The sequence below is a fragment of the Bordetella muralis genome (assembly GCF_965139205.1).
Classification (GTDB): domain Bacteria; phylum Pseudomonadota; class Gammaproteobacteria; order Burkholderiales; family Burkholderiaceae_B; genus Bordetella_A; species Bordetella_A muralis.
The window spans coordinates 212,127-234,351 of record NZ_CBCSIU010000007.1 but is presented as its reverse complement, the minus strand read 5'-3'; the positions used below and the strand labels follow the sequence as shown (position 1 = coordinate 234,351).

Genomic DNA, 22,225 nt, shown 5'->3' with positions numbered 1-22,225 from the left:
GTACCGTTTCAGGCTCTATGAACGTCCCTTTCCCCATCCGCCAGGAATGCCCGCCCGGGGCCTGTATCTGCGATCGCGACCGATTACTCGCCACGCCGGATGGGGACATCCGCATTCTGCGGCTCACCCGCGAAGAAGAAAAAAAACTGGTCGCTCGCCTGGAAAACCTGAGCAGCCTGGAAGACCTGCGGCACATGCAGCAACGCATGCATGCGCTGCTGGGCCTCTCTCTGACAGTGACCCCAGGCCCGAACGAGGTCCGCACCGTACGAGGTCTGCAAATCGACATCGCGGATCAACCGGGACTGTGCAACAAGACCCGGCAGACGCTGCCGGCCGCCATACGCCGTGGGCTGGATCGAAATCCCGCCATCGTGTATGAGTTGCTGAACGCTTACGATTTGCTGGGCGGCGCCTGACCATAGCCGCGCCGGCGGTCAACGTCCAGACCGCTTCAACGAAAATTCGACGCTCGGCCACGCATACTGGCGGCGCCCTGACATTTTCGCCGAACATTGAACTTGACCACGACCGGCCTATATCCGCTCCCTGCGCTCGAAAACTGGAATATCAGGCTCTTCGAGTCCCTGCGCGCCGCGCCCGATGCCTCTCACCTTTGCGTCTATCTGGGCAAACTCATGACAGAGTTACCCATCTATCTCGCCATTGCCTTGCTGATGGTGGTGATCGTGCGCAAGCGTGACTGGCAGCCTGCCATCGCGATCGCCATCGCCCTGACCTGTACCCGCCTGATCGAATCCATCGTCAAGCTGTATGCCTATCACCCTCGTCCTTTTGCGGCGGGATTCGGGCCGGCACTGGTCGAGCACGCTGCCAACAACTCCATGCCGAGCTCGCACGCCACATTCATCTGGACCATTGCAGTATCGATGGCGCTATACCGCCGCTGGAAAACTGCCGGTGTGCTGGCCGCTTGCGGGGCGATTGTCGCCTGGGCACGCATCTACACAGGCCTGCATTGGCCGATGGACATGGCGGGATCCATCGTGGTCTCTGCGTTGTGTGCCCTGCTCGGAATGCTGGCACAACAGTCGATTCGCCGTCGTCGCGCCATATAGATCGCAGTCTATGGCGTTTTCGCCACGGCAGCGCTATCGGCATGCGGCAGCAGATTCATGACCTCGAGCCGTTGCACCAGTTCGCCCAATCGTTTCATTCGATAAGCGTCGATGTCCTGCCCGCCGTAGTCATAGAAACCTTGGCCATCGCGCAGCCCATTGCGTTGCCCGTTCATGTTTCGTTCGATGATGGGCGGCGCCTGAAAACGCGGCCCCAGCTCGCGATCCAGATAACGCGATGCATAGTAAAGAATATCGTTACCGCCCCAATCGATGAACTCCAGCAGTCCCAACACGGAAAACCTCAGGCCGAATCCCAGACGCACGGCAGTGTCGATATCCTCGGCGCTCGCCACACCCTCCTCAACCATGCGGGCTGCCTCATTCATCGCCAATGCCTGGATACGCGGCACGATATAACCGGCCGAGGGTGCACAGCGTACTGGCACTTTATGCGCCAGACGCAACAAGTCCTCCAGCGCGGCCAGGGCCGACGCGTGTGTGGCAGGTCCCGGACTCACTTCGACCAGGGGGATAAGATGGGCCGGATTCAGCCAGTGGGCGTTGAGAAAACGCTCAGGGACAGGAGCATGCTCGGCCAACTCAGTCACCAAGAACGTCGACGTGGTCGAGGCCAGCAAGGCGTCGGCAGCCATTCGTTCACCCAGCCAGGAAAACACATCGTGCTTGGCATCTAAACGTTCCGGCACGGCCTCGAAAACGGCCGTTGCTGCCCCGAGCGCGGGCCCTGCCTCATCACGAGCGTACAAAACGACGCGCCCGAGCATCTCGTCCATGCGCTCGGCGGCGAGCAATCCCAGCCGCACCAACATTTCGAATTCCGCGCGCAACGCACTGCGGACACGCTCGAAACAGACATGTTGTTCCTCTGCGTTGCGCAGCTTGGCATCGATCAGCGCCACCGGCACGCCGGCAAATGCGTACGAAACGGCGATGCCGGTGCCCATGCGGCCCACCCCCACTATCCCGATGCACGCGCTCATGCGGCCACTCCTTCACGCAGCAACTCACGCATTTGAGCGGGCGTCAATCCCGTCAACCCCAAGGACGCCAGTGTCCGCCCCTCTGCATACAGGTCCCGCCCGATGACGGCTGACGCCAGACTCAACAGCCCTTGCGCGACGGGAGTCGCCACATCTGCCCACCGCCCCAGTGACACCAGAAACGATAGACCGAGCCGCGTGTCCTCCAGCATGTAGCGATGCGTGTGCAGATCGATATGCTCGCGCCAGTCTCCGCTGTCGGTCAGCTTGCCATGTGCCCCGCGCCCATACATCCATTCATCCCCCGTCGTGGCATAGTGATCGGCCAGAGGAAAATGCGGTGCTCCATAACCGAGCGCCTCGCGCACCGCGACGCGTTCTGCATCGAGTGCGTTGGTCACACTGCGAATCGCAGGTTGCGTGCCCTCGTTATGTATGTCCCACGACTCAAAATGCTGCAACGGCCCGGCATTCATCAGGATCAATGGCGGATGGATCACCGGCCCGGCGTTCATCAGTGCACCATCCAGTGCATCCTGGATGGGCTCAATGCTGGGATAAGCCTGCTGCAATAGTGCCAATGCCTTGTCGGCCAAACGCGCAGGAAACACGCCTGTAGGCAGCCGTGTGGCATACGCACTCACGACTACGCGCTGGCCGTGCTTGCGCGCCAGATAAGGCAATGTGCCCGTTTCCGCAAAGACCACCTCGGCGTGATTGCCGCACTCGCGCATCGCGCGGGCGAACAGATAGCTGCCGAACGTCCCGGGCGGCAGGAACACGACTTGGCCATCACGCAACAGCGGCGCCAGTCCCGCAGCGAGCGGCTCGTGTGTGGTGGCAGGCAAGGGAATCACCAGCAGCTGGGCCTCGTGCACCGCGTCGGCCAATGTGTCACACAACTGAATCTGTCCAGCATCGGAGCCCAAAGGCAGGTCGCGCGTTCCCCGATAATCGGTCACCGTCAGCGCACCAATCTGACGCAACGCGTCAAACGCGGCGCCATCACGGCGCCACCACGTCAATTCGTGCCCGTTGCCCGCCATTTCCGCCGCGGCGGCGTAACAGCCGTGCCCCCCTCCAATGACTGCGATACGCATGATGCAAACCTACCAAGAGTTGGAATAGCAATCATGCTATGCGCGCACACATGAGATACTCTGCCCGAAAAGCGCAGGCCATGTTCCGATTCTGCAGCATCGGCATGTGCGTTAATTACTCGCAGTGCGTAGTGTCTCAGATGGCAGGCAGCCGTATCTTTTTCGATAGTGGTTGGCAAAATGGCCGAAGCTCATCACCCCGTGACTCACGAGAATATCGGTCACACTGGTGCCTTCGCCCGCCGCTTGCAATGCGGCATGTACCCTTGCCAGGCGCTGATTGCGCATGTAGTCACTCGGATTCTGACCGAGAAAACGCATAAAGCCATTCTGCAAGGTCCGCACCGACACGCCACAATGCGACGCCAGCGCACTCAAGGGAATCACCTCATCGGCATGTTGCTCGATATAGTCACGCGCCTTTCGCACATGGGCGGGTAACGGCTGACGCGGATCCCGTGTCAGCGCCTCGCTATAGTTGTGCGGCAATTGCGTCAGCAACAGCGCCGCGAGGTAATCGGTAAAACTGCCGGACAGTGTCTGCGACACCCCATCGAGGGCAGGATGGGCGTAAAGCCTGCAAAGATAGTCAAACGTCGCCCGCACGGCCGCAACACCGGGATGCTGCGATGGCACATCCACCTCGAATACCAAAGGCTGGCGCAGCGGACGTTGCAGCAAACTCTGCAGATGACGTTCCAGCGCAAGCCGGTCAACACGCAAAATCAGGCTGCGACAGTCCTTGTCAATGCTGATCGTACTGCGTTCCGACGGCGAAGACACAGTCAGACTCCCCGCCTTCAGCCAGGCGCGCTGCCCGCCCAGACGGACCTCGCCACACCCGCGCAAGGTCGCCCGCACCAGATAACAACTGGCGATATCACCCGCGTCTATTTCAACCGCGGCGCCGTAATGCAGATCGTAGAGCGCAGCGTTGCCGAACTGCACGCCATACAGCCGCGAAGACAGATCCTCGCCTGGTCCCACTCGCATGCGATGCGACCACAAATGATGGCTGACCTGGTCCTTTACTTCGGCCGCATTGGCCGACTGGAGTAAACAGTAGTGCTGCAGCGGATAGCTTTCGTCGAACATGCTTTCTGCGCCAGAGGAACAGTCATTGCGTGCGCGGTATAGCTGCTACCTCCGCAAGGGCCGTAAAACGTTAGGACTGAACAGAATGCCTGGCCAACGATACAACCATGCCGGCTTCGTATAAGGGGAAACCATGATTGCTGAAGCCCGCGGGACGGTATCGCCGAGTAGGCAGACCTACGAATGGTACGTCGTGTGCATCTGCATGCTAGCGTACATATTCTCGTTCGTCGACAGACAGATTCTGGCCTTGATGATCGAGCCGATCAAACACGATCTGCAACTCTCCGACACGCAATTCAGCCTGCTGCACGGACTGGCGTTTTCCTTGTTCTATGCGGTGATGGGAATACCCATCGCCGTGCTGGCCGACCGCTATTCCCGGCCACGCATCATCGCTGTCGGCGTGGCCTTTTGGAGCCTGGCGACCGCGGCCTGCGGCCTGTCCCGGAATTTCTTGCACATGTTCCTATGCCGCATTGGCGTAGGCATCGGTGAAGCCGCGTTATCTCCTGCGGCGTACTCGATGATGAGTGATATGTTTCCGCGCGAAAAACTCGGCCGTGCGGTCGGTGTCTACTCGATCGGCGCCTTCGTCGGCGGCGGGATGGCTTTCTTGATCGGCGGTTATGTGATCGACTTGCTAAAAACGGTCGATAGCGTAGCCGTGCCGTGGGGCACCATGAAGCCCTGGCAATTGACGTTCTTCGTGGTCGGCTTGCCTGGCTTGCTGGTGGCTTTGCTGATCCTGCTGACTGTGCGGGATCCGCAGCGCAAGGGGCTGACGCGCAACGCTGACGGTCAAGCGCAGCGGCCGGGCATCACGGTGACGATGCGATTTCTAGGCCGGCACCGGGCCACCTTTGCCTGCCATTATCTCGGCTTCTCTTTCTACGCGATGATCCTGTTCTGCCTCTTGGGCTGGGCACCGGCGTATTACATGCGCACGTACGGCATGACGCCGACTCAGGTCGGCTATATGCTGGGTGTTGTCGTCCTCGTCACCAATACGGCGGGGGTATTTTGCGGCGGCTGGCTGATGGACCGGCTGGCGCGACGCGGCCGGGAGGATGCACCGATGCGCGCTGGCGTCATCGGAGCCTGCGCAATGGCCTTGCCAGCCATCGCGTTTACCCAGGTCGACAATGTGTATGTCTCGGTGGCCTTGCTGATCCCGGCGATGTTCTTTGCGTCGTTTCCCATGCCGACCTCCACTGCCGCGATGCAAGTCTTGCCTCCGAATCAGTTCCGCGCCCAGATATCGGCGCTATTTCTGCTGGTATCGAACCTGATCGGCCTGGGACTGGGCACCACCCTGGTGGCGCTGCTCACCGATCGCGTCTTTGGCACGCCCAAAGCCGTAGGCGACTCGATGGCGGTGTTGATCAGTGTCGCGACGCTGGCCTGCATCGTATTGCTGGGCGTGGGCTGTGGCGCGTATCGGCGCAGTCTGGCGCGCGAGCGCGCAGCTGCGCCCCCCGAAGCCGAGGCGGTTGCAACGAAATCGTCCTCTCAACAAGCGCCCGTCCTGCGCACGCAAGCAACCGCATCCGCACCGGAATAAACGCCACTGCCGCTTATCCAGCTCAATCCACGCGGATATTTACCGATTGCACTACGCCGGCCCATTTATCCAGCTCGCTGCGAATGAACGCGCCCAGTTCCTGCGGTGTGCTCTGGGTCGGCACGGCCCCTTCTTTTTCAAAGTGCTGACGCAGTGACGGAGAGGACATCGCCCGATTGACGGCAGCGTTCAACGTATCGATCACAGCCTGTGGCGTTCCTTTTGGGGCCAGCAACGCATTCCAGGTATTGATGTCATAGCCCTTGAACCCCGCCAGCTCTCCCAAGGCCGGCACGTCAGGCAGTTGTGGGGAACGCTCCTGCGTCGTGACCGCAAGCGCGACGAGATTATTCGCACGAACCTGCGATATCGCACCAGGCAAAGTCGCGAAACTGAACTGCGCCTCGCCCGTCATCACAGCCGTATTCGCCAGCGCGCCGCCGCGATACGGCACATGCACCAGATCCAGGTGTGCCTGTTGCGCAAACATCGCGCCCGCCAAGTGCACCGGCGACCCATTGCCGCTGGACGAATAGTTCAGTTGACCAGGCTTGGATTTCGCCAGCGCCACCAACTCGTCCACACTCTTGATCGGCAGCTTCGGGTTTGCAATCAAGAGCAGCGGGATCGATGCCACCATGCCGATCGGCTCAAAGCCTTTGACAGGGTCATAACCCAAGGTCCGCTTGTATAAAGCCGGGTTGATTCCGTGACTGGATACCGTAGCCATGAACAAGGTATAGCCATCGGGTTTGGAGTCCTGCACATACGATGCCGCGATGTTTCCCGCCGCACCGGGCTTGTTCTCGATAATGATCGATTGCTTGAGCTCTTTACCCAATTGCTCGCCCAGCACGCGAGCCAGAATGTCAGTCGTGCCGCCTGCGGCATAACCGACCACAATGCGTATGGGCTGCTGGGGATAGGCTGCCGCGGCTGCAGGCGCATTGCTCGCGACAGCCGTCAACGTCAACGCCATCGCTGCACACCCTCTAAAGAAATTACGTGTCATGCGTGTCTCCGAATTATTGGTATTGAATCCCTCTGGCATGTGACCGTTCACCGGTTCTTCTCTATGCCAGACTCGCTCGCACTCCATGCCCCCACAGGGGGATCTGCGCGTGGCGAGCGCACGCGTCCCTGCCAGGCAGATGCCCGGCATGAATCTCTACTTCAGCTCAAACGTTGATGCCGCTGATTCAGCGGCCGTGATCAGGTCCCGGTAAATACCGGCGGCCGTTTCTCGGCAAATGCCTTGCGCCCTTCGCGATAATCGTTGCTCTCAAAGCAGGCCATGACCAGCTCACGCATCGCCTGCGTATCGACCTCAGGCCCCAGCTGCTGCATCTGGCGAATCATTTTCTTGCCGGCGAACAAGGTGAGTGGCGCATTGGCAGAGATCTGCGACACGTAGTCCTGCACGACCTGATCCAGCTCGGCGACTGGCGCGACCTGGTGCAACAGTCCCCGGGCATGGGCCTCGTCAGACGTATAGCGGGCGGCGGTCAGAAAGATCTCCAACGCACGTGCCGGCCCCACCGCAGTCACGAGATTGCGTATTGCCGTCATCCGATAGCCCAACCCCAGCTTGCCCGCCGGGATCGCAAACGAACTGTCATCCGAGGCGATGCGCAGATCACAACACAGCGCGATGTTCAGCCCGCCGCCGATGCAGTACCCCTTGATCCGCGCAATGGTCGGTTTGTCGTAGTCGTACAGCGCCAGTTGCGCCGTCTCTGCAACTTTTTCATACGCCAGCACCGCGTCCTCGCCCGAGCGCAAGGTATCGAACTGCGAAATATTGGCGCCGCTGACAAAGGCCCGTTCACCGGCCCCGGTCAACACGACGACGCGTATGGCCGGATCCTGTGCGAATGCCTGCAATGCCTGCGGAATGGCATCCCACATGGCAAACGAGACCGCATTGTGACGTCCTGGATCATTAAACGTAATCCATCCGGCAGCGCCACGTTTTTCAACAATGAGATTGTCAGTGATGCGGTCTTGCAGAATGCGTTCAGCGCTCATGATGCTTGTATCCTGATCGGGCGAAATCCGTGTGCCGTGGCACATCGATAAAAGACTATCCTCGTCCCGCTGTCTCTGGCTCCACCGCACAGGCGTTGCCTCGCAACAAGGCATGCCGGCGTTGCATGCCATTAGTCAGATGCTCGCGCATCGCGGCGCGTGCAGCGTCGCTATCGCGCGCGGCGATAGCGTCAAAAATGCTATGATGCTCGGCCTCGATCTGGGCCACGCGGTCCGTGCCGGCACTGCTGTAGCGCAACGTGCGAACGGCATCGCCGATCGCGCGGCCAAACAACGACAACAGGCGGACGAAATACGGATTATTGGTGGCCTGGCAAACCGCCATATGAAAATCCAGCGCACGGTCCGCACCATGACGCCAGTCTTCGCCTGCCGCGTCCACGCGCAACAGCGCCTGACGCAATGCCTCCAACTGAACCTCTGTGCGCTGCTGCGCTGCCAATGCCGCCGCGCCCGCCTCGATTTCCACACGCAATTGGTACACATGCTCCAGGGCGTCTGCCTGCAATAGATCGGCCGGCAGAATTTCGAAATTGTGCGGCCCAGGCTCAGCCGCCACGAAACTGCCCACGCCACGCTTCGTCTCGATATAACCCGATAGTTTCAACCGAGCGATCGCCTCTCGCACCACGTTGCGGCTCACGCCGAACAACTGCGACAACTCGAACTCGGTAGGCAACCGCTGACCTGGCTCGAAAGCCTGGCTGATGATTTTTTGACGGATCTGCTGCGCGATCTCGTCAGGCAGGTTGTCAGGCCGGTTCAAATTGTCGAACATTGACCCGGTCGTCGGTTTCGGATTGGCCATGAAAGTCCCGGCAAAGAAGCGTGTGAGAACCGGATGTTGTCACACGACGCCTGCCGCACGCAAACGCTCGCAGGCCACCGCGTCCAGACCCAGCCCGCGCAGAATCTCGTCCGAATGGGCCCCCGTTTCCGGCGCAGCATGCACCGGCGGCATCTCCGCATCACCGAATACGACCGGCGGTGCCATGATGTCGATCTCTCCACGTTGCGGATGACGCACGCGTCGCGTCATCGCCAGATGCCGCACCTGTTCATTATCGAATGCCGTATCCATCGACAGGATCGGTCCGCACGGCACGCCCGCCGCGTTCAAGCGCTCGATCCATTGCGCACTGCTGGCAGTCAAGGTGCGCGCGATGATCTCGCGATTGAGGTCCGCACGGTTTTCCACCCGCAAACCTGCCGAGGCAAAACGCGGATCCGCATTCATTTCCGGCACGCCCAGCACATCGCACAGGCGCGCGAACATGCTGGACCCCATAGCCGCGATATTGATATAGCCATCAGCAGTGGGATACACCCCGGTAGGCGCGCTGGTGGGATGATCATTGCCCGATTGGCCGGGCACCTCGCCATCGATCAGCCAACGCGTCGCCTGAAAATCCATCATCCAGACCTGAGCCTGCAATAGCGAGGTTTGCACCCATCGTCCCTGCCCCGACCGTTCTCGATCCACCAAGGCCATCAGAATGCCTATCGCCGCAAACAGGCCCGCGCTCAGGTCCGCCACGGGGATCCCGGCCCGCATCGGGCCGCGACCCGCCTCGCCTGTCACCGACATCAGACCGCTGAGCCCCTGGGCAATCTGATCCAACCCGGGACGGTCCGCATAGGGACCATTCTGGCCAAAGCCCGAAATGCTGGCATAGACCAGCCCCGGATTGATCTCGCGCAACGACGCATAGTCGATGCCCAGCTTGTGCTTGACCGAGGGACGGTAGTTTTCCACCAGCACATCGGCGCGCTTGACCAGGTCCATGAAAATGGCCTTGCCCTCCGGATGCTTCAGGTTCAAGGTCAAACTGCGTTTGTTGCGGTGCGTGTTCTGATAATCGCTGAACTTGGCGGCGCCGCCCGGCTTGTCGTCCTTGACCTCGCTGGGCTCCTCGATCTTGATGACATTCGCCCCCCAATCCGCAAACTGCCGGACGGCGGTAGGCCCGGACCGGACGCGCGACAGATCCAGCACGGTGAAGCGATCAAGGGGAGCAAAAATCATCGGTTTGTCTCGGTATATTTGTAGGATGTTGGACATCCTACTTACCTTGTTGGGCGATTTACATCATGGAAAACCCTGCCCGGTTCAGGCTTGCCTGCGGTTCAGGACGAGGTCACGCCGCGCCGCTGACGCGAGCGCNNCGCCGCCCTTTCACACTCGTCGGCTTTGCGATGTACGCCGATCCGCCTGTGAGCGACCGATGCCCAATATCGAGCACTCACCGCGCGGATCAATCACAGCACGTGCGGGCTATCCATGCCCGCCGAGATAAGCATCTGCCAATTCGTCATTGGCTGCGATTTCCGCTGCCGTGCCCTGCGCCACGACGTGCCCGCCTTCCATCACATAGGCCCGATCGGCGAGCGCGAGTGCCAGGCCTGCCATCTGATCCACGAGCAAAATCGTCATGTTTTCCTCGCGCAAACGATCCAGCGCCGCGAACAGCTCGGCAATGACTTTAGGCGCCAATCCCAGCGAAGGCTCGTCCAGCAACAGCACGCGCGGTCGGCTCATCAAGCCGCGCGCGACTGCCAGCATCTGCTGTTCCCCACCAGACAAGAGGCCCGCGCGCTGATGCAAGCGCTCGCGCAATCGCGGGAACCGCTGCAACATGCTTTCCACGCGTGCCTCGCGATCCGTCTGATCCAGGAACGCGCCTAGTCTGATGTTGTCCAGCACGGACAGCTCGGGGAAAACCTGACGGCCTTCGGGCACGAGCACCAAGCCCAGGCCCACGATATCTTCTGCAGCACGGCCCTCTAGTTGATGGCCATCGATATGCATCGCCCCCGACTGGCTGCCATGCAGGCCAGCCAGCGTACGCATCAACGTCGATTTACCTGCGCCGTTCGCGCCCAACAGCGCGACCATTTCTCCTGCGCGTACTTGCAAGCTGATGCCATGCAATACCGGCTCGGCGCCATAGCCCGCCACCAGCGCATCGACGCCCAGCAGTTCCGCGCCTGGTGTGCGTGTCGTGCTTGATTCCTTGGACGCCACCTCCAGCGACTCACCCAGATAGGCTTGCTTGACCGCCGGATCATTCTGCACCTCGGATGGCGTACCCACCGCCAAGCGCCGCCCAGCATCCAGCACCACCAACTGATCCGAGATCGACATCACCAACGTCATATCATGCTCGACCAGGGCGACGCCTATGCCCGCGTCCGCGATACGGCGCAACAGCGTTGCGAGACGGTCTTTGTCCTCGCGCGACAGGCCTGCCGCAGGCTCGTCCAACAACAGCGCATCGGGATCCGTGGCCAATGCACGGGCGATTTCCACCAAACGGCGATCCACGTGCGCCAAGCCGGCCGCATTGATCGCAGGCGATCCTTCATAGCCGCAAAATGCCAACAATGCCCTCGCCTGCTGGCGCACCGTCTCGCTGCGATACCGCCCCGATGCAAGCAGGCCACCCAGACGGCCGCGGCTCATCGCCAAGGCGACGTTATCCTCGACGCTGAGCGTGCCAAACAATTGCGATGTTTGATACGTACGCGCCACACCGGCACGAGCGATACGGAATGCGGATAAGCCCGTCAACGATTTGCTTCCCAACGCCACTTTGCCGGTCGAGGGTCGATAGAACCCGCTGAGCATGTTCAATGCGGTGGTTTTACCGGCACCGTTAGGACCGATCAGGCTCGTCACGGCGCCAACAGGGACACGCATCGACAACTCGCTGACGGCGCGCACACCGCCAAAGGTGATACCGAGTCCGTCCGCGGCCAAAGACGCGCGTTTGCGTTGTGGCAGTGCCAACGCGCCAGCAGCAGCAGCAGCAGCAGCAGCAGCAGNCTGGCCTTCAGCCGACTCGTTGACACCACCCGCACGCGCCACATTCTGAAGTTTAGCCATCACCTGACGCCACAACCCCACCAGCCCCTCGGGCGCGACCCACAGCACCAACAACAACAGCGCACCAAAGAACAGCAACCGATAGCTCTCCAACGACGCGAGCAGTTCAGGCAGCATCCCGACAATCAAGGCCCCCACTATAGGACCGACAATCGTTCCCGCGCCGCCCACGATCACCACCAGCACGAACAGAATCGACTGCATGAAGCTGAACGTTTCCGCCGTCACAAAGCTGGACAAGGGAGCAAACAACCCACCTGCCAATCCCGCCGTGGCCGCCGACAAGGTGAACGCCGCCGTTTTGACCACCAAGGGATTCAAGCCAATGGATTGCGCGGCGGTCTCGCTATCGTTCACGGCGCGCATCGCTGCGCCCCACGTCCCGCGCGACAGCAGCGCATAACCTATCATCAGCACCGCGGCAGCCAACACCGCCAGCACCGTCACGGTCTGCTCCGGTCCCCAACTCGCGACCAACTGCGGCGGCATGATGCCCATGATGCCGTTCTGTCCACCGGTCAGGTCGGGCATCTCCACAATCGCATGCTGCACGATGAAGCTGAACGCGATTGTGATCATCGCCAGATACGGACCCTTGACACGCAACGCAGGCAATGCCAACACTGCCCCGAGCGCCGCAGCGATCAAGGTACCCGCGCCCCACGCAGGCCAGAAACTCCAACCCGCCTTGGTCGTCAAGATCGCTACGGTGTAGGCGCCTATGGCATAGAACCCCACATGTCCAAACGACACTTGCCCCGTCAGTCCCAACAACACATTCAGACCGATTCCAACAATCGCAATCAATGCGATATTGGCCAGCACAAACACGTAATAGCTATTGAGCGTGAATGCGAGCGCCAGTGCCACGACGACCAGCGCCGCCCCTGCTGCAAGAGATTTGAGCTTCATACTTTCTTGACCTCGGCCCGACCAAACAAACCATTGGGCCTGACGGCCAACACCACGATCACCAATGCAAACGTAATAATCTGCGTGTAGCCCGACCCGAGCGTGACCGTGACCATGGCTTCGGCAATACCAAAGATCAACCCGGCAAACATCACGCCCCACGCGCTGGAGATGCCTCCTAGAATCGCCACGGCAAATGCCTTCAGGCCGAACAGCGTACCCATGTCGGCATTCACGTTGAACAAAGGCGCGATCAAGATGCCCGCGATACCGGCGAACAAGGTAGATACTGCAAAGGCTGCGGCCACCGCGCGCTTGATGGGAATGCCCATCAAACGCGCCGCATCACGGTTCTGCACCACGGCCAGCAGCGCCGTGCCCCAGCGGGTACGCCGCGCCACCACATGCAGCGCGGCAGCCAGCGCAAAGCCCATCAGCGGAATCAACAACTGCAGCGGATAGACGCCCAAACCCAGCCCCGACACCTCGATCGGCGACACCGCCAAGGGCGAAGGCAAACTGCGAGGTTCCTTGCCAAAGGTATGCATCACCACGTTGTCCAGCACGATACCCAATGCCACCGTAGACATCAGCCAGGCATTGGACCCGCGCGAGGCAAAGGGCCTCACTGCCAGGAACTCCACCAATAAGCCATACAACGCGCAGCACAGCAACGCCAACACAATGGCAGGCCCCATCCCCCATCCCAGCGTCTGGGCAAAGGTAAAGCACAGCACAGCGCCCAACATCATCGAGCTGCCCTGCGCGAAATTGACCGTGCCCGAAACAGAATGGGTCACATGAAAGCCCAGTGCCATCAGGCCATACATGCTGCCCAGGCCCAGGCCACTGATTAGCGCCGCTAGTAACTGCATTACAGACCCCGACTGATTGCCTTATTTCGCCAGCCCGACGGGCAAGATGCGGTTGTCAATGAACTGCGCCCAAACGTAATCCTGTGCGCTCAACGCGTCATGCACCTCGGGTGAGAACGGCTGCTTGTACTGCTTGATCAAGCCGTCGTAACTGTCGATCTTGTAGAAGCCTTCGCGGATCGCATCGCCGTCGGTGGAGCCCGCCTTTTGAATCGCCAATGCCGTCAACTGCATCGCGTCATAGGCATTCGCGACGCCCACAGCCGGGGTGATGTCTTCAGGCCCCTTGATATTGGAGTACTTGGCTTTCAGCGCCGTGATGACCTTTTCGCCAACCGGCGATTGCTTGCCAAAGAAGCTATACGTCTGCACGAAATGCACTTCCTTGGCATTGGGGCCAGCGAGTTCGGTAAACCGGCCGCCGGCAGGTCCCCAATGCGATACCACGGGCACTTTCCAACCCATGCGATCCAATGACTTCACGACCTGTGCGGAGGGTCCGACGTTGCCCACCAGGAACAACGCATCGGCGCCCGCGGCTTTCAACCGCGTCAATTGCGGCACAACATCGACGTCGTTGCCTTCGAATTTTTCGCTACCCACAGGCTTGATGCCTTTGGCCGCCAAGGCCGCGACCAGCCCTCTTTCATTCGATTCGCCCCACGGGTTGTTCACCATGATCAAGCCGAACTTCGAGGCATTGAAGGTCTTTTGCGCATAGTCCACCATTGCGACATCGACCACCTCATCGACCGCAGAGACACGGAATACGTAGTTGGGATTCGCGCCGTTCTTCGTGATTGGCGTGCCTGCGGCCCACGGGCCGATAAACGGCATCTTGGCTTGATTGACCAACGGCACGATCGCCATGGATACCGGCGTATCCAGACCGCCAAAAATCGCAGCGACTTTTTCCTTGTAGATCAACTCGCGCGCCGCGACCACGCCCTTTGCAGGATTGGCTTCATCATCACGACGCACCAGCTCCAGCTTGCGGCCGTCCAACAAACCGCCTTTGGCATTGATCTCGTCGATGGCGACTTGCATCCCACGGGTAATGGCTTCGCCCGCCAACGCTGATTGCCCGGACAACGCAGTAATCAAACCGATCTTGATCGGCTCGGCAGCCTGCGCACCGGCCCCCAGCCCCGCACAAAACAGGGCGATAGTCGTGCAGACAAATGTGCGGCGAGAAAAGCGAGACATGGAGTGCTCCCGAAAGTGGTCGTAGTCAAAGGCGCTGAAGTAGCCCTGACCTGCACTCAAGCAAAAGCCATGCCAATACCTTTTTCCTGCCGCCATCCTGGCACGCTGTTTGCTTATTTCCGTATGAGTTTTTGTCGGCAATCCATATGGATTTATTGCCGACAATCCATGGAAATCATGCGGTCAGAATAGGTTGAAGCCCTGTGCCACGGCCTGTTCGAGCCCATCACGATTGCAGTTCTTATGCACCGAATTGGCGCATCAAATGGGAGAAAACGATGCACGACGCACCACAACAGCACAACACTCACAACGCGAATGATCCCGGCGCCTTGGTCGACACCTACCTGATCACACTGATGAAACCCGACCCCGAGGGCGCGCGCCGATACGTCAGCGGCGACCTGCGTATTCGCTTCACAGGCGGCCGCGAGATGCGCGACCCATCGGAATGCACCGCCTTTAACAAGGCACGCTATGCCTGGGTGAAAAAACGTTTTGAATCCACCGACGTGGTGGCTGGCGCCACGGATGAATACGCCGTGGTCTACAACCGTGGCACGCTATATGGAGAATGGCTGGACGGCACGCCATTCGAAGGCAACCGCTATGTCGACCGCTACGTCGTACGCAACGGCCTGATCACGGAGATGGACGTCTGGAACGACAGTGCGGAATGGATGCTGGTCCGGGCGGGATTGGCCACACTTTGAATCGCAGGATACTCAACCATGCCGGCCATTGATTTCGCTCCTCCCGACCACACATCGCATACAGACAGCACATTCGGCTTGTTGCCCAGCCACCATCGGTTCGATTATTCGCCGATTCACCGCCGCCAGGATTATTCCTGGCCACGCGGTGCGAGGCTCGCCGTCTATCTGGGGTTCAACCTGGAACACTTTGCCTTTGGCGGCGGCATGGGCGCAAAGCTGGGCGCCAGTTTCAGCGAGCCCGATATCCTGAACTACACCTGGCGCGAATACGGTAATCGCGTTGGCGCCTGGCGCTGCCTGGAATTATTCGACAGCCTTGATTTGCCTGCAGGCATCGTCGCCAATACCGCGATCCTCGACCATTGCCCCGAGCTTATCCACGCCTGCCTTGCTCGCGGCGACGAGTTGATCGCGCATGGACACACCAATGCCGAACAACAGGGCACCTACACAGAGACTGCCGAGCGTGCGCTGCTGAGTCACTGTGCTGAACGTTTTGAACGCGTTGCGGGTGTACGTCCCAGCGGTTGGCTATCGCCATGGATCGCCGAGTCCCATCTGACGCCGGACCTGCTGGCCGAGACCGGCTATCGCTATACGCTGAACTGGTGCCACGATGATCAACCGACCCAGCTACGCACGCGCGGCGGATCATCGCTGTGGTCTGTGCCCTATCCCCAGGAAGTCAACGACATTCCCATGATCGTCGCGCGCCACATGGATGGCAAAGACTTCGCGCAACTGATCATCGACAACTTCGATGAAATGCTCGAACAATCGCAACGGCAGCCCTTGGTAATGGGCATAGCCTTGCATCCTTATCTCGTCGGGCAACCGTACCGCTTGCGGCACCTGCGCCGTGCGCTGGCACACATTGCCCATCATCGCGATCGCGGCGAGGTGTGGTTCACCACACCCGGTGCTATCTGCGCCCACGTCGATACACTTACTCAGGAATCCGCAACATGAACTCATTATCTGCCGCTACCACGCTACCTTTCGACGACACCGTAGGGGCGTGGGTACCGCATGGCCGATTCAGCGTTGCTCCCTCCGGCAGCGGCCTCTTGAATAGCTTGAGTTTCGCTGCCAAAGACCTGTTCGACGTGGCAGGTCACCGTACGGGCGCGGGCAATCCCTCATGGTTGGAAACTCATGAGCCCGCCAGTGCGCATAGTCCGCTGGTCGCACAGTTGCTGAGCACAGGCGCAACCTTGCACGGTAAAACGCTGACCGACGAACTGGCCTACAGCATTCAAGGTGAAAACGTGCACTATGGCACGCCGCTCAATACGCGCGCCCCCGACCGCGTTCCCGGCGGATCGTCCAGTGGCTCAGCCTCCGCTGTCGCTGCGGGATTAGTGGATTTTGCATTGGGTACCGATACAGGCGGCTCTACTCGGGTGCCAAGCAGCTATTGCGGCCTCTGGGGGCTGCGTACGACGCATGGCTTGCTGAGCGCGGAGGGCGTCGTCCCGCTATCGCCATTGTTTGACACGATGACGTGGCTCGCCAGCCGTGCCGATGTTTTCCAACACGTTGGCGAGGTCCTGATGCCTGACTCAGGCGATATCGCCTGGCGTGGCGCCGTCGTACTCACCGACGCCTGCGCACAGGCCAACGCCGCCTTTGCCCCCTTGATCGACAAAGTCACCGATACACTGCACGGCCACTTTGCCCTGCCCATCAGTCACGCCCCCTCCTCGGACACCGAATTGGAAATCTGGCGGCAGACCTATGTCACCGTGTCGGCCTACGATGCCTGGCAAACCCACAGGGATTGGATAACGACCGCCCGCCCCACCTTCGGCGCCGCCATCGAGGGGCGCTGGCAGGCAGCTGCAAACATCAGCGCAGAGGCTGCAGCTACTGCACAATCGCGGCAAGCCGGCCTGCGCGAACAGATTCGCACCTTGCTGGGCACGGATCGCATTGCCATTCTGCCTTCGGCCTCCAGCGCCGCGATTTCGCTCACCGCCGATCCGGCGACCGTGGACGCCATCCGCGCCAACACCTTTCGCATCACGTCGATTGCCGGCCTGGCCGGATTGCCCCAAGTCAACATCCCCTTTATCGGCGAGGACGGCCTGCCCGCCGGGGTCTCGCTGCTGGGGCCCGCAGGCAGCGATCTGGCGTTGATCCGCCTGGCCATCTCCGTGGGACAACAACTCTCCGCATTGGGTACACGCGATGCCTGAAGACCGCAGTCCATCCACCCGAGGCCGTCCCAGAATACGGCCGACGGCGCTGCCTGCGCCGAACACGGACGCTCTCGACGATACCGAAACACGCATCTATCAATCCGTGGTCAGTGGCGTCATGAGCCAGCGCCTGCGCCCGGGCACCAAGCTCCCCGAGGCCGCCCTATGTGAATTATTCGGCGTAGGCCGCAGCATCGTACAAAAGGCGTTGCAACGCCTGGCTCACGACCACGTCGTCGAATTGCGCCCCAATCGCGGCGCCATCGTCGCGATGCCCACGCGCGAAGAAATCGGCAAGCTCTTCGAGGCGCGCCGCGCGCTCGAGGCCGCCATCCTGCCTTTGGTCGCCCAATCCGCCACCCGAGCCGATTACGCTGCGCTGCGCCGCCAACTGCGCGACGAACACCGCGCCATGCATCACGCACCGCAGACCGAATGGGCGCGCCTGGCCAGCGCGTTTCATCTGAAACTCGGCGAGCTGTCGCGTAATCCGCTCTTGGCGCGCTATTTGATGGAGGTCATCTCACGCTGCGCCCTCGTCGTCGCGATCTTTCAACCGCCTGGTAATGCGACCTGCGAGCATGACGAACACGCGCGCGTGGTGGAATATCTGGAACAGGGCAAAATCGCCCAGGCGATCGCAGAGATGGATCATCATCTGCGGGACTTGGAATCCCATATCCACCTGGACGAGGACCAGACGGAATTAAGTCTGGCGGATATGTTGGGGTTAGGTTGAGTCAGTCAGCTTATGTAACATATGCCTTGCTACTTCCGCGCTTGCTCTTCGCTGATCGCCTTCAACACCGTCCAGCCGGATTCGATGTGCTTACGCATGGCCAGCATGGCGGCAGATGCGTCGCCGGCGGCAAAGGCCTGCAGGATCTCATCATGTTCGTGCACAGCCTCCTTGCCACGACCGGACACCGAATTGATCAGGTCAAAGGGATAGCGGGCCCACAAAATCTGCACAAAATGCAGCGTCTGCGGCATCTGTGCAATGTCATACAGACGGCGGTGAAAACGGTAATTCACGCCGCGCGCCGTGGCCCGGTCGCCGGCCTCGAACGTTTCTGCAAACTGTGCGGCCAAGGCTCGCAGCTCAGCGATATCGTCGGTGGTGATTCTTTCAATGGCGCCTCGAACCAATTGCGACTCGAGCACCAAGCGTAACTGCAGGATTTCCGCCGACGCAGCCGCATCGAACGGCACGACACGAGCGCCACGATAGGAATCGCCACTGATATAGCCCTCGGCCACCAGCAGTTTCAGCGCCTCGCGCACGGGCGTGATGCTCAACTTCAGTTGCTCGGCAATCTCAGCCTGTTTCAGGCGCGAGCCGCGCGGATAGACGCCGGAAATAATGCGCTCGCGCAGATAGTCTGCGACCTGTTCTTCTTTTGTTCGATATTCCATCTAGTAGCCCGAAGCGGCCGTGCGTGGCCGGAAAATCTGTCTCGAGTTTTGACACCCCGTATTTAATGCATTTTATACGTTTAGCCCAGACTCACACGGCACCGGGGGAAAACTCACTCGAACACCACCTCTTCGGAGGTCGTGATCCGGCAAAACCGTTGCAGGCCTTTTATTGCATTTTCATGCTCCTCTGCCGACGTCCCGCAGCAGCAGTCTTCCAGCACCACGATCTCGTAATCGCGATCATGCCCTTCCCGCACAGTGGCCTGCACCACGGCATTGGTCGAAATCCCCGAGCAATAGATCCGTTTGATCCCGCGCGCCCGCAGAATGGCTTCCAGATTCGTCGCATAGAACGGACTGACGCGATGCTTGACGATATCGAAGTCGCCGTCCTGCTTGCCTAGATCGGGATGAACCTCGGTTCCCCACTGCCCCAGCTTGAAGATCCCCGCCTTGCGCGCCCCCGAGAATATCGGGGAATTTGGCGGGCATTCGCGGTAGTCCGGAGAAAATCCCACACGGACAAAGCCGATATCCACCCCGGCAGCGCGCGCCTTGTCCAAAGCGCGGCGCGTGTTTTCCAGGATGCGGCGGCCGCGCACCTGCTCTCCATAGGCCGCCTTGCCGTTTGGCCCATCGGCGTGTACCAGATCGTTTTCCATATCCAGCACCAGGTAAATAGCCTCTTTCATCTACACCTCCTTGATTCGGTTAATGATCTATCCACGCGCGATATCACAAAATGATCTCGCGGGACTCCAGATCCGCGCGCTGCGCCCGGCTCAATCCCAACAGCTCGCCGAACACATAGTCCTCGTCCTGTCCCAATGCCGGCGTCAGCCGTCGTATACCCACCTCATCCGTGCGACTGAATCGCGCCGGCGCGCCCACCGCCAGGCGCGCGGGGATATCCGGCGCGCTCACCTCGGTCACCACGCCACGGGCACGCAAATGAGGATCCGCAGCAATGTCCTGCATATTCCAGGATACATGCGCACATACGCCACAATCTTGCAATTGCCTGGCGGTCTGCTCCGCATCGCGCGATGACAGCCATCGTGACAGCAATCCATCCAGTTCATCGCGGTGGCGCACCCGTAAAGCCCTTGTGGCATAGCGAGGATCGTCAGCCTCTGATCCCAACTGCGCCGCCAGCGCGTGCCACTGCGCATCGGTGCGCACTGCCACGGTCAACCAGCGATCAGTGTCTGCCGTCGCGTAGACCCCATGCGGCGCCATGCCGTCATCGCTATTACCCGGTCGTGCTGGGGCCTGCCCCTGAGACGCCATTACCAGCGCGTCGCCTATCATGGCCGAGGCCACCTCTCGCGCCGCCAGATCGACATGTTGGGCTTGGCCGGTGCGGCGCCGTTGATTCAAGGCGGCGACGACCGCCAGCGCCGCGTGTACACCCGCGGAGTGATCCATCACATGGCGCATTTCCATAGGCGGACCATCGCTATAGCCACTCATCCAACCCAGGCCGCCCCAGGCGCCAAACAGTGGCGCATATCCCGCGAAATGCGAGTCGGGGCCGCTCTGACCGCAGGACGACAACGACAGCAGAATCAGATCAGATTTGACCGTCAATAAATCGTCAAACCCCAATCCCAAACGCGCCATCACGCCCGGACGAAAGCTCTCCGCGGCAATATCCGATGCCGCCACCAACCGCTTGGCCAGGGCAACAGCTTCGGGTTGTTTCAGATTCAGCCGCACTGACAGCTTGTTCGCCGACACCTGATCGAACGTCGCCGCCGACATGCGTCCATAAACAGCGTGCGGCTTGCGAAAGGCATCTGGGCGCGTACGGCTTTCTACTTTGATGCACTCAGCGCCCAACTGAGACAACAGATGCGTACAGAACGGGCCTGCAGCATGAATGGTGAAGTCAGCAATACGCACGCCTGCCAGTGGAGCATTGGCGAGACTCATACCATCTCCTCCCGAGCCATTTCATTCAACGCCGGCACGCTGCCACCGCCCGGCAACGGCGAGCGCCTGAACTGAAAGGGCGCCACCAGGATATCGGCTTGTCTGCCGCTTTCCAGCACGGCAGGCGCAAACAGTCCGCGGGACCGCTCGTGTTCTCCCGTCATCACTTCATTGGGCGTTCGATATTTGGCAATAGGCACCCCCAATTCCTGAGCCCGCATGACGATGTCGTCGGCATGATGCATGGACATCCAGGCACGTATATGCGCATTGATGTCGCCGCCGCGCCGGCTGCGCTCCAATGGATCGCGCAGCGCCTCATCAGCGGCCCACTCTGGATTGCCCAACAACTGCACCAGCGACAGCCATTGCCTGTCTTCCAATGTCAGCAGTTCGACATAACCATCCAGTGTCTCAAACACGCCGCCATACCGAAAACTGCGCGTGGTGCGGTGCTCCAGCGAACCATCTCCCAATCGCTGCAAGGCAAACGCACCGACGGCCAGCACAGCGTCCTGCACCGACACATCGACATATTGCCCTCCCCGCTGCGGCACCGCCCACCATGCCGATAACGCGCAGAATGCCGCCATCGCGCCTCCCTGATAAGCACCGAAATGCCCATAGATTTTTAACGGCGGCCTATCGGGAAACAGCTCTTGCGACAAGCCATTGGGCAGCAAATAGCCCTCGCCGCCAGCGTGGATCAAGTTCAACTCCACGCCGTCCCAATCCGCCTTGGGCCCTGTTGCGCCAAAGGGCAGGACACTGACATGCACCAGCGACGGAAATCGCTCACTGAGCGATTGCGGCTCCAGGCCATGACGAGTGCGACCGCGTACTGGGATATCTTCAATGAGAATATCGGCTTGGCCCAACTCTCGCGACAATAGCGCTTGCCCCTCCTCTGTGGACAGATCGCAGACCAGACTGTGCTTGCCCACTGCCAGGTAGGCAAACAACGCACTCTCTTCCGTTCCCTCCAATCGCGGCTCAGCCTGACGTAGCGGCGACCCTGCTGGCGGCTCCAACATCACAACGTGCGCGCCCATGGCCGCCAACAACCTGGCGGCGTAGGCGGTGGCTACAGAAGATGAACACTCCACGACACGGCAACCGGTCAATGGCAGCGTGTCAGATCGAGGTGAAGAATATGGCTGCATAGATACTGTCTCACAGAGGTA

The 22,225-nt window shown here is 60.3% G+C and carries 21 protein-coding genes and 1 pseudogene; 7 read left to right on the top strand and 15 right to left on the bottom strand.

All coding sequences use genetic code 11. The features are described 5' to 3' along the window. Positions 1 to 17 precede the first annotated feature (17 nt). Positions 18 to 419, top strand: a complete 402-nt coding sequence (locus tag ACNA0I_RS13140; protein ID WP_415806446.1) for a hypothetical protein — start codon at positions 18 to 20, stop codon at positions 417 to 419. A 102-nt stretch (positions 420 to 521) separates the two neighbouring features. Then, positions 522 to 1,079: a phosphatase PAP2 family protein gene (locus ACNA0I_RS13135; protein WP_415806445.1), complete on the top strand. Its 558-nt coding sequence runs from the start codon at positions 522 to 524 to the stop codon at positions 1,077 to 1,079. Between the two features lie 8 nt (positions 1,080 to 1,087). On the opposite strand, the gene ACNA0I_RS13130 is transcribed toward ACNA0I_RS13135, so the two are convergent. The 3 genes from ACNA0I_RS13130 to ACNA0I_RS13120 all read right to left on the bottom strand — a co-directional run bounded on the left by ACNA0I_RS13130 (position 1,088) and on the right by ACNA0I_RS13120 (position 4,278). Then, positions 1,088 to 2,083 carry a 3-hydroxybutyryl-CoA dehydrogenase gene (locus ACNA0I_RS13130; RefSeq protein WP_415806444.1) on the bottom strand — a complete coding sequence of 332 codons (996 nt, stop codon included), beginning with the start codon at positions 2,081 to 2,083 and terminating at the stop codon, positions 1,088 to 1,090. Continuing rightward, complete coding sequence (locus tag ACNA0I_RS13125; RefSeq protein ID WP_415806443.1) at positions 2,080 to 3,183, bottom strand: NAD/NADP octopine/nopaline dehydrogenase family protein; 1,104 nt, start codon at positions 3,181 to 3,183, stop codon at positions 2,080 to 2,082. The genes ACNA0I_RS13130 and ACNA0I_RS13125 overlap by 4 nt, the downstream gene beginning before the upstream one ends. A gap of 111 nt (positions 3,184 to 3,294) precedes the next feature. Beyond that, a complete protein-coding gene (locus tag ACNA0I_RS13120; RefSeq protein ID WP_415806442.1) occupies positions 3,295 to 4,278 on the bottom strand; it encodes an AraC-like ligand-binding domain-containing protein in 984 nt (327 codons plus the stop codon). Between the two features lie 133 nt (positions 4,279 to 4,411). Between ACNA0I_RS13120 and ACNA0I_RS13115 the strand changes: the two genes are divergently transcribed. Beyond that, positions 4,412 to 5,842 (top strand): spinster family MFS transporter, encoded by a 1,431-nt coding sequence (locus ACNA0I_RS13115; RefSeq protein ID WP_415806441.1) that lies wholly within the window; start codon positions 4,412 to 4,414, stop codon positions 5,840 to 5,842. A 22-nt stretch (positions 5,843 to 5,864) separates the two neighbouring features. Here ACNA0I_RS13115 and ACNA0I_RS13110 read toward each other — a convergent pair whose 3' ends face one another. The 8 genes and pseudogenes from ACNA0I_RS13110 to ACNA0I_RS13075 form a co-directional block, all read right to left on the bottom strand. Next, on the bottom strand, positions 5,865 to 6,854 hold the full coding sequence (locus ACNA0I_RS13110) for a Bug family tripartite tricarboxylate transporter substrate binding protein (protein ID WP_415806440.1): 990 nt from the start codon (positions 6,852 to 6,854) through the stop codon (positions 5,865 to 5,867). Between the two features lie 200 nt (positions 6,855 to 7,054). Beyond that, positions 7,055 to 7,870: an enoyl-CoA hydratase gene (locus ACNA0I_RS13105; protein WP_415806439.1), complete on the bottom strand. Its 816-nt coding sequence runs from the start codon at positions 7,868 to 7,870 to the stop codon at positions 7,055 to 7,057. A gap of 55 nt (positions 7,871 to 7,925) precedes the next feature. Continuing rightward, a complete protein-coding gene (locus tag ACNA0I_RS13100) occupies positions 7,926 to 8,669 on the bottom strand; it encodes a FadR/GntR family transcriptional regulator (protein WP_415806438.1) in 744 nt (247 codons plus the stop codon). 69 nt (positions 8,670 to 8,738) lie between these two features. After that, entirely contained in the window at positions 8,739 to 9,917 is a 1,179-nt protein-coding gene (locus tag ACNA0I_RS13095) for a CaiB/BaiF CoA transferase family protein (RefSeq protein WP_415806437.1), read from the bottom strand. Between the two features lie 249 nt (positions 9,918 to 10,166). Next, a pseudogene (locus ACNA0I_RS13090) lies at positions 10,167 to 11,716 on the bottom strand (ATP-binding cassette domain-containing protein); the annotation flags it as partial. A 1-nt stretch (position 11,717) separates the two neighbouring features. Next, positions 11,718 to 12,689, bottom strand: a 972-nt coding sequence (locus ACNA0I_RS13085) for a branched-chain amino acid ABC transporter permease (protein WP_415806436.1), incomplete at its 3' end; no start/stop codon positions are given. Then, complete coding sequence (locus ACNA0I_RS13080) at positions 12,686 to 13,564, bottom strand: branched-chain amino acid ABC transporter permease (RefSeq protein ID WP_094820445.1); 879 nt, start codon at positions 13,562 to 13,564, stop codon at positions 12,686 to 12,688. The genes ACNA0I_RS13080 and ACNA0I_RS13085, both read right to left, overlap by 4 nt. Before the next feature lie 21 nt (positions 13,565 to 13,585). After that, entirely contained in the window at positions 13,586 to 14,770 is a 1,185-nt protein-coding gene (locus tag ACNA0I_RS13075) for an ABC transporter substrate-binding protein (protein ID WP_415806435.1), read from the bottom strand. Between the two features lie 278 nt (positions 14,771 to 15,048). Here ACNA0I_RS13075 and ACNA0I_RS13070 point away from each other — a divergent pair, with 278 nt between their 5' ends. Genes ACNA0I_RS13070 through ACNA0I_RS13055 form a run of 4 tightly spaced genes read left to right on the top strand, consistent with a single transcriptional unit; the run spans position 15,049 to position 18,426 of the window. Continuing rightward, positions 15,049 to 15,483: a nuclear transport factor 2-like protein gene (locus tag ACNA0I_RS13070; RefSeq protein ID WP_415806434.1), complete on the top strand. Its 435-nt coding sequence runs from the start codon at positions 15,049 to 15,051 to the stop codon at positions 15,481 to 15,483. 18 nt (positions 15,484 to 15,501) lie between these two features. Further along, positions 15,502 to 16,455 (top strand): polysaccharide deacetylase family protein, encoded by a 954-nt coding sequence (locus ACNA0I_RS13065; protein WP_415806433.1) that lies wholly within the window; start codon positions 15,502 to 15,504, stop codon positions 16,453 to 16,455. Continuing rightward, positions 16,452 to 17,684 (top strand): amidase, encoded by a 1,233-nt coding sequence (locus tag ACNA0I_RS13060; RefSeq protein WP_415806432.1) that lies wholly within the window; start codon positions 16,452 to 16,454, stop codon positions 17,682 to 17,684. Before ACNA0I_RS13065 ends, ACNA0I_RS13060 begins: the two co-directional genes overlap by 4 nt. Then, positions 17,677 to 18,426 (top strand): GntR family transcriptional regulator, encoded by a 750-nt coding sequence (locus ACNA0I_RS13055; protein WP_415806431.1) that lies wholly within the window; start codon positions 17,677 to 17,679, stop codon positions 18,424 to 18,426. Before ACNA0I_RS13060 ends, ACNA0I_RS13055 begins: the two co-directional genes overlap by 8 nt. Before the next feature lie 29 nt (positions 18,427 to 18,455). Here the strand turns inward: ACNA0I_RS13055 and ACNA0I_RS13050 are convergent, their stop codons facing one another. The 4 genes from ACNA0I_RS13050 to ACNA0I_RS13035 form a co-directional block, all read right to left on the bottom strand. Further along, complete coding sequence (locus tag ACNA0I_RS13050) at positions 18,456 to 19,103, bottom strand: GntR family transcriptional regulator (protein WP_415806430.1); 648 nt, start codon at positions 19,101 to 19,103, stop codon at positions 18,456 to 18,458. Between the two features lie 113 nt (positions 19,104 to 19,216). Then, on the bottom strand, positions 19,217 to 19,798 hold the full coding sequence (locus tag ACNA0I_RS13045; RefSeq protein ID WP_415806429.1) for a cysteine hydrolase family protein: 582 nt from the start codon (positions 19,796 to 19,798) through the stop codon (positions 19,217 to 19,219). Positions 19,799 to 19,841: 43 nt separating this feature from the next. Beyond that, positions 19,842 to 21,041: a CaiB/BaiF CoA transferase family protein gene (locus tag ACNA0I_RS13040; protein WP_415806428.1), complete on the bottom strand. Its 1,200-nt coding sequence runs from the start codon at positions 21,039 to 21,041 to the stop codon at positions 19,842 to 19,844. Beyond that, positions 21,038 to 22,204 carry a CoA transferase gene (locus ACNA0I_RS13035; RefSeq protein WP_415806427.1) on the bottom strand — a complete coding sequence of 389 codons (1,167 nt, stop codon included), beginning with the start codon at positions 22,202 to 22,204 and terminating at the stop codon, positions 21,038 to 21,040. Before ACNA0I_RS13035 ends, ACNA0I_RS13040 begins: the two co-directional genes overlap by 4 nt. Between the last annotated feature and the right edge of the window lie 21 nt (positions 22,205 to 22,225).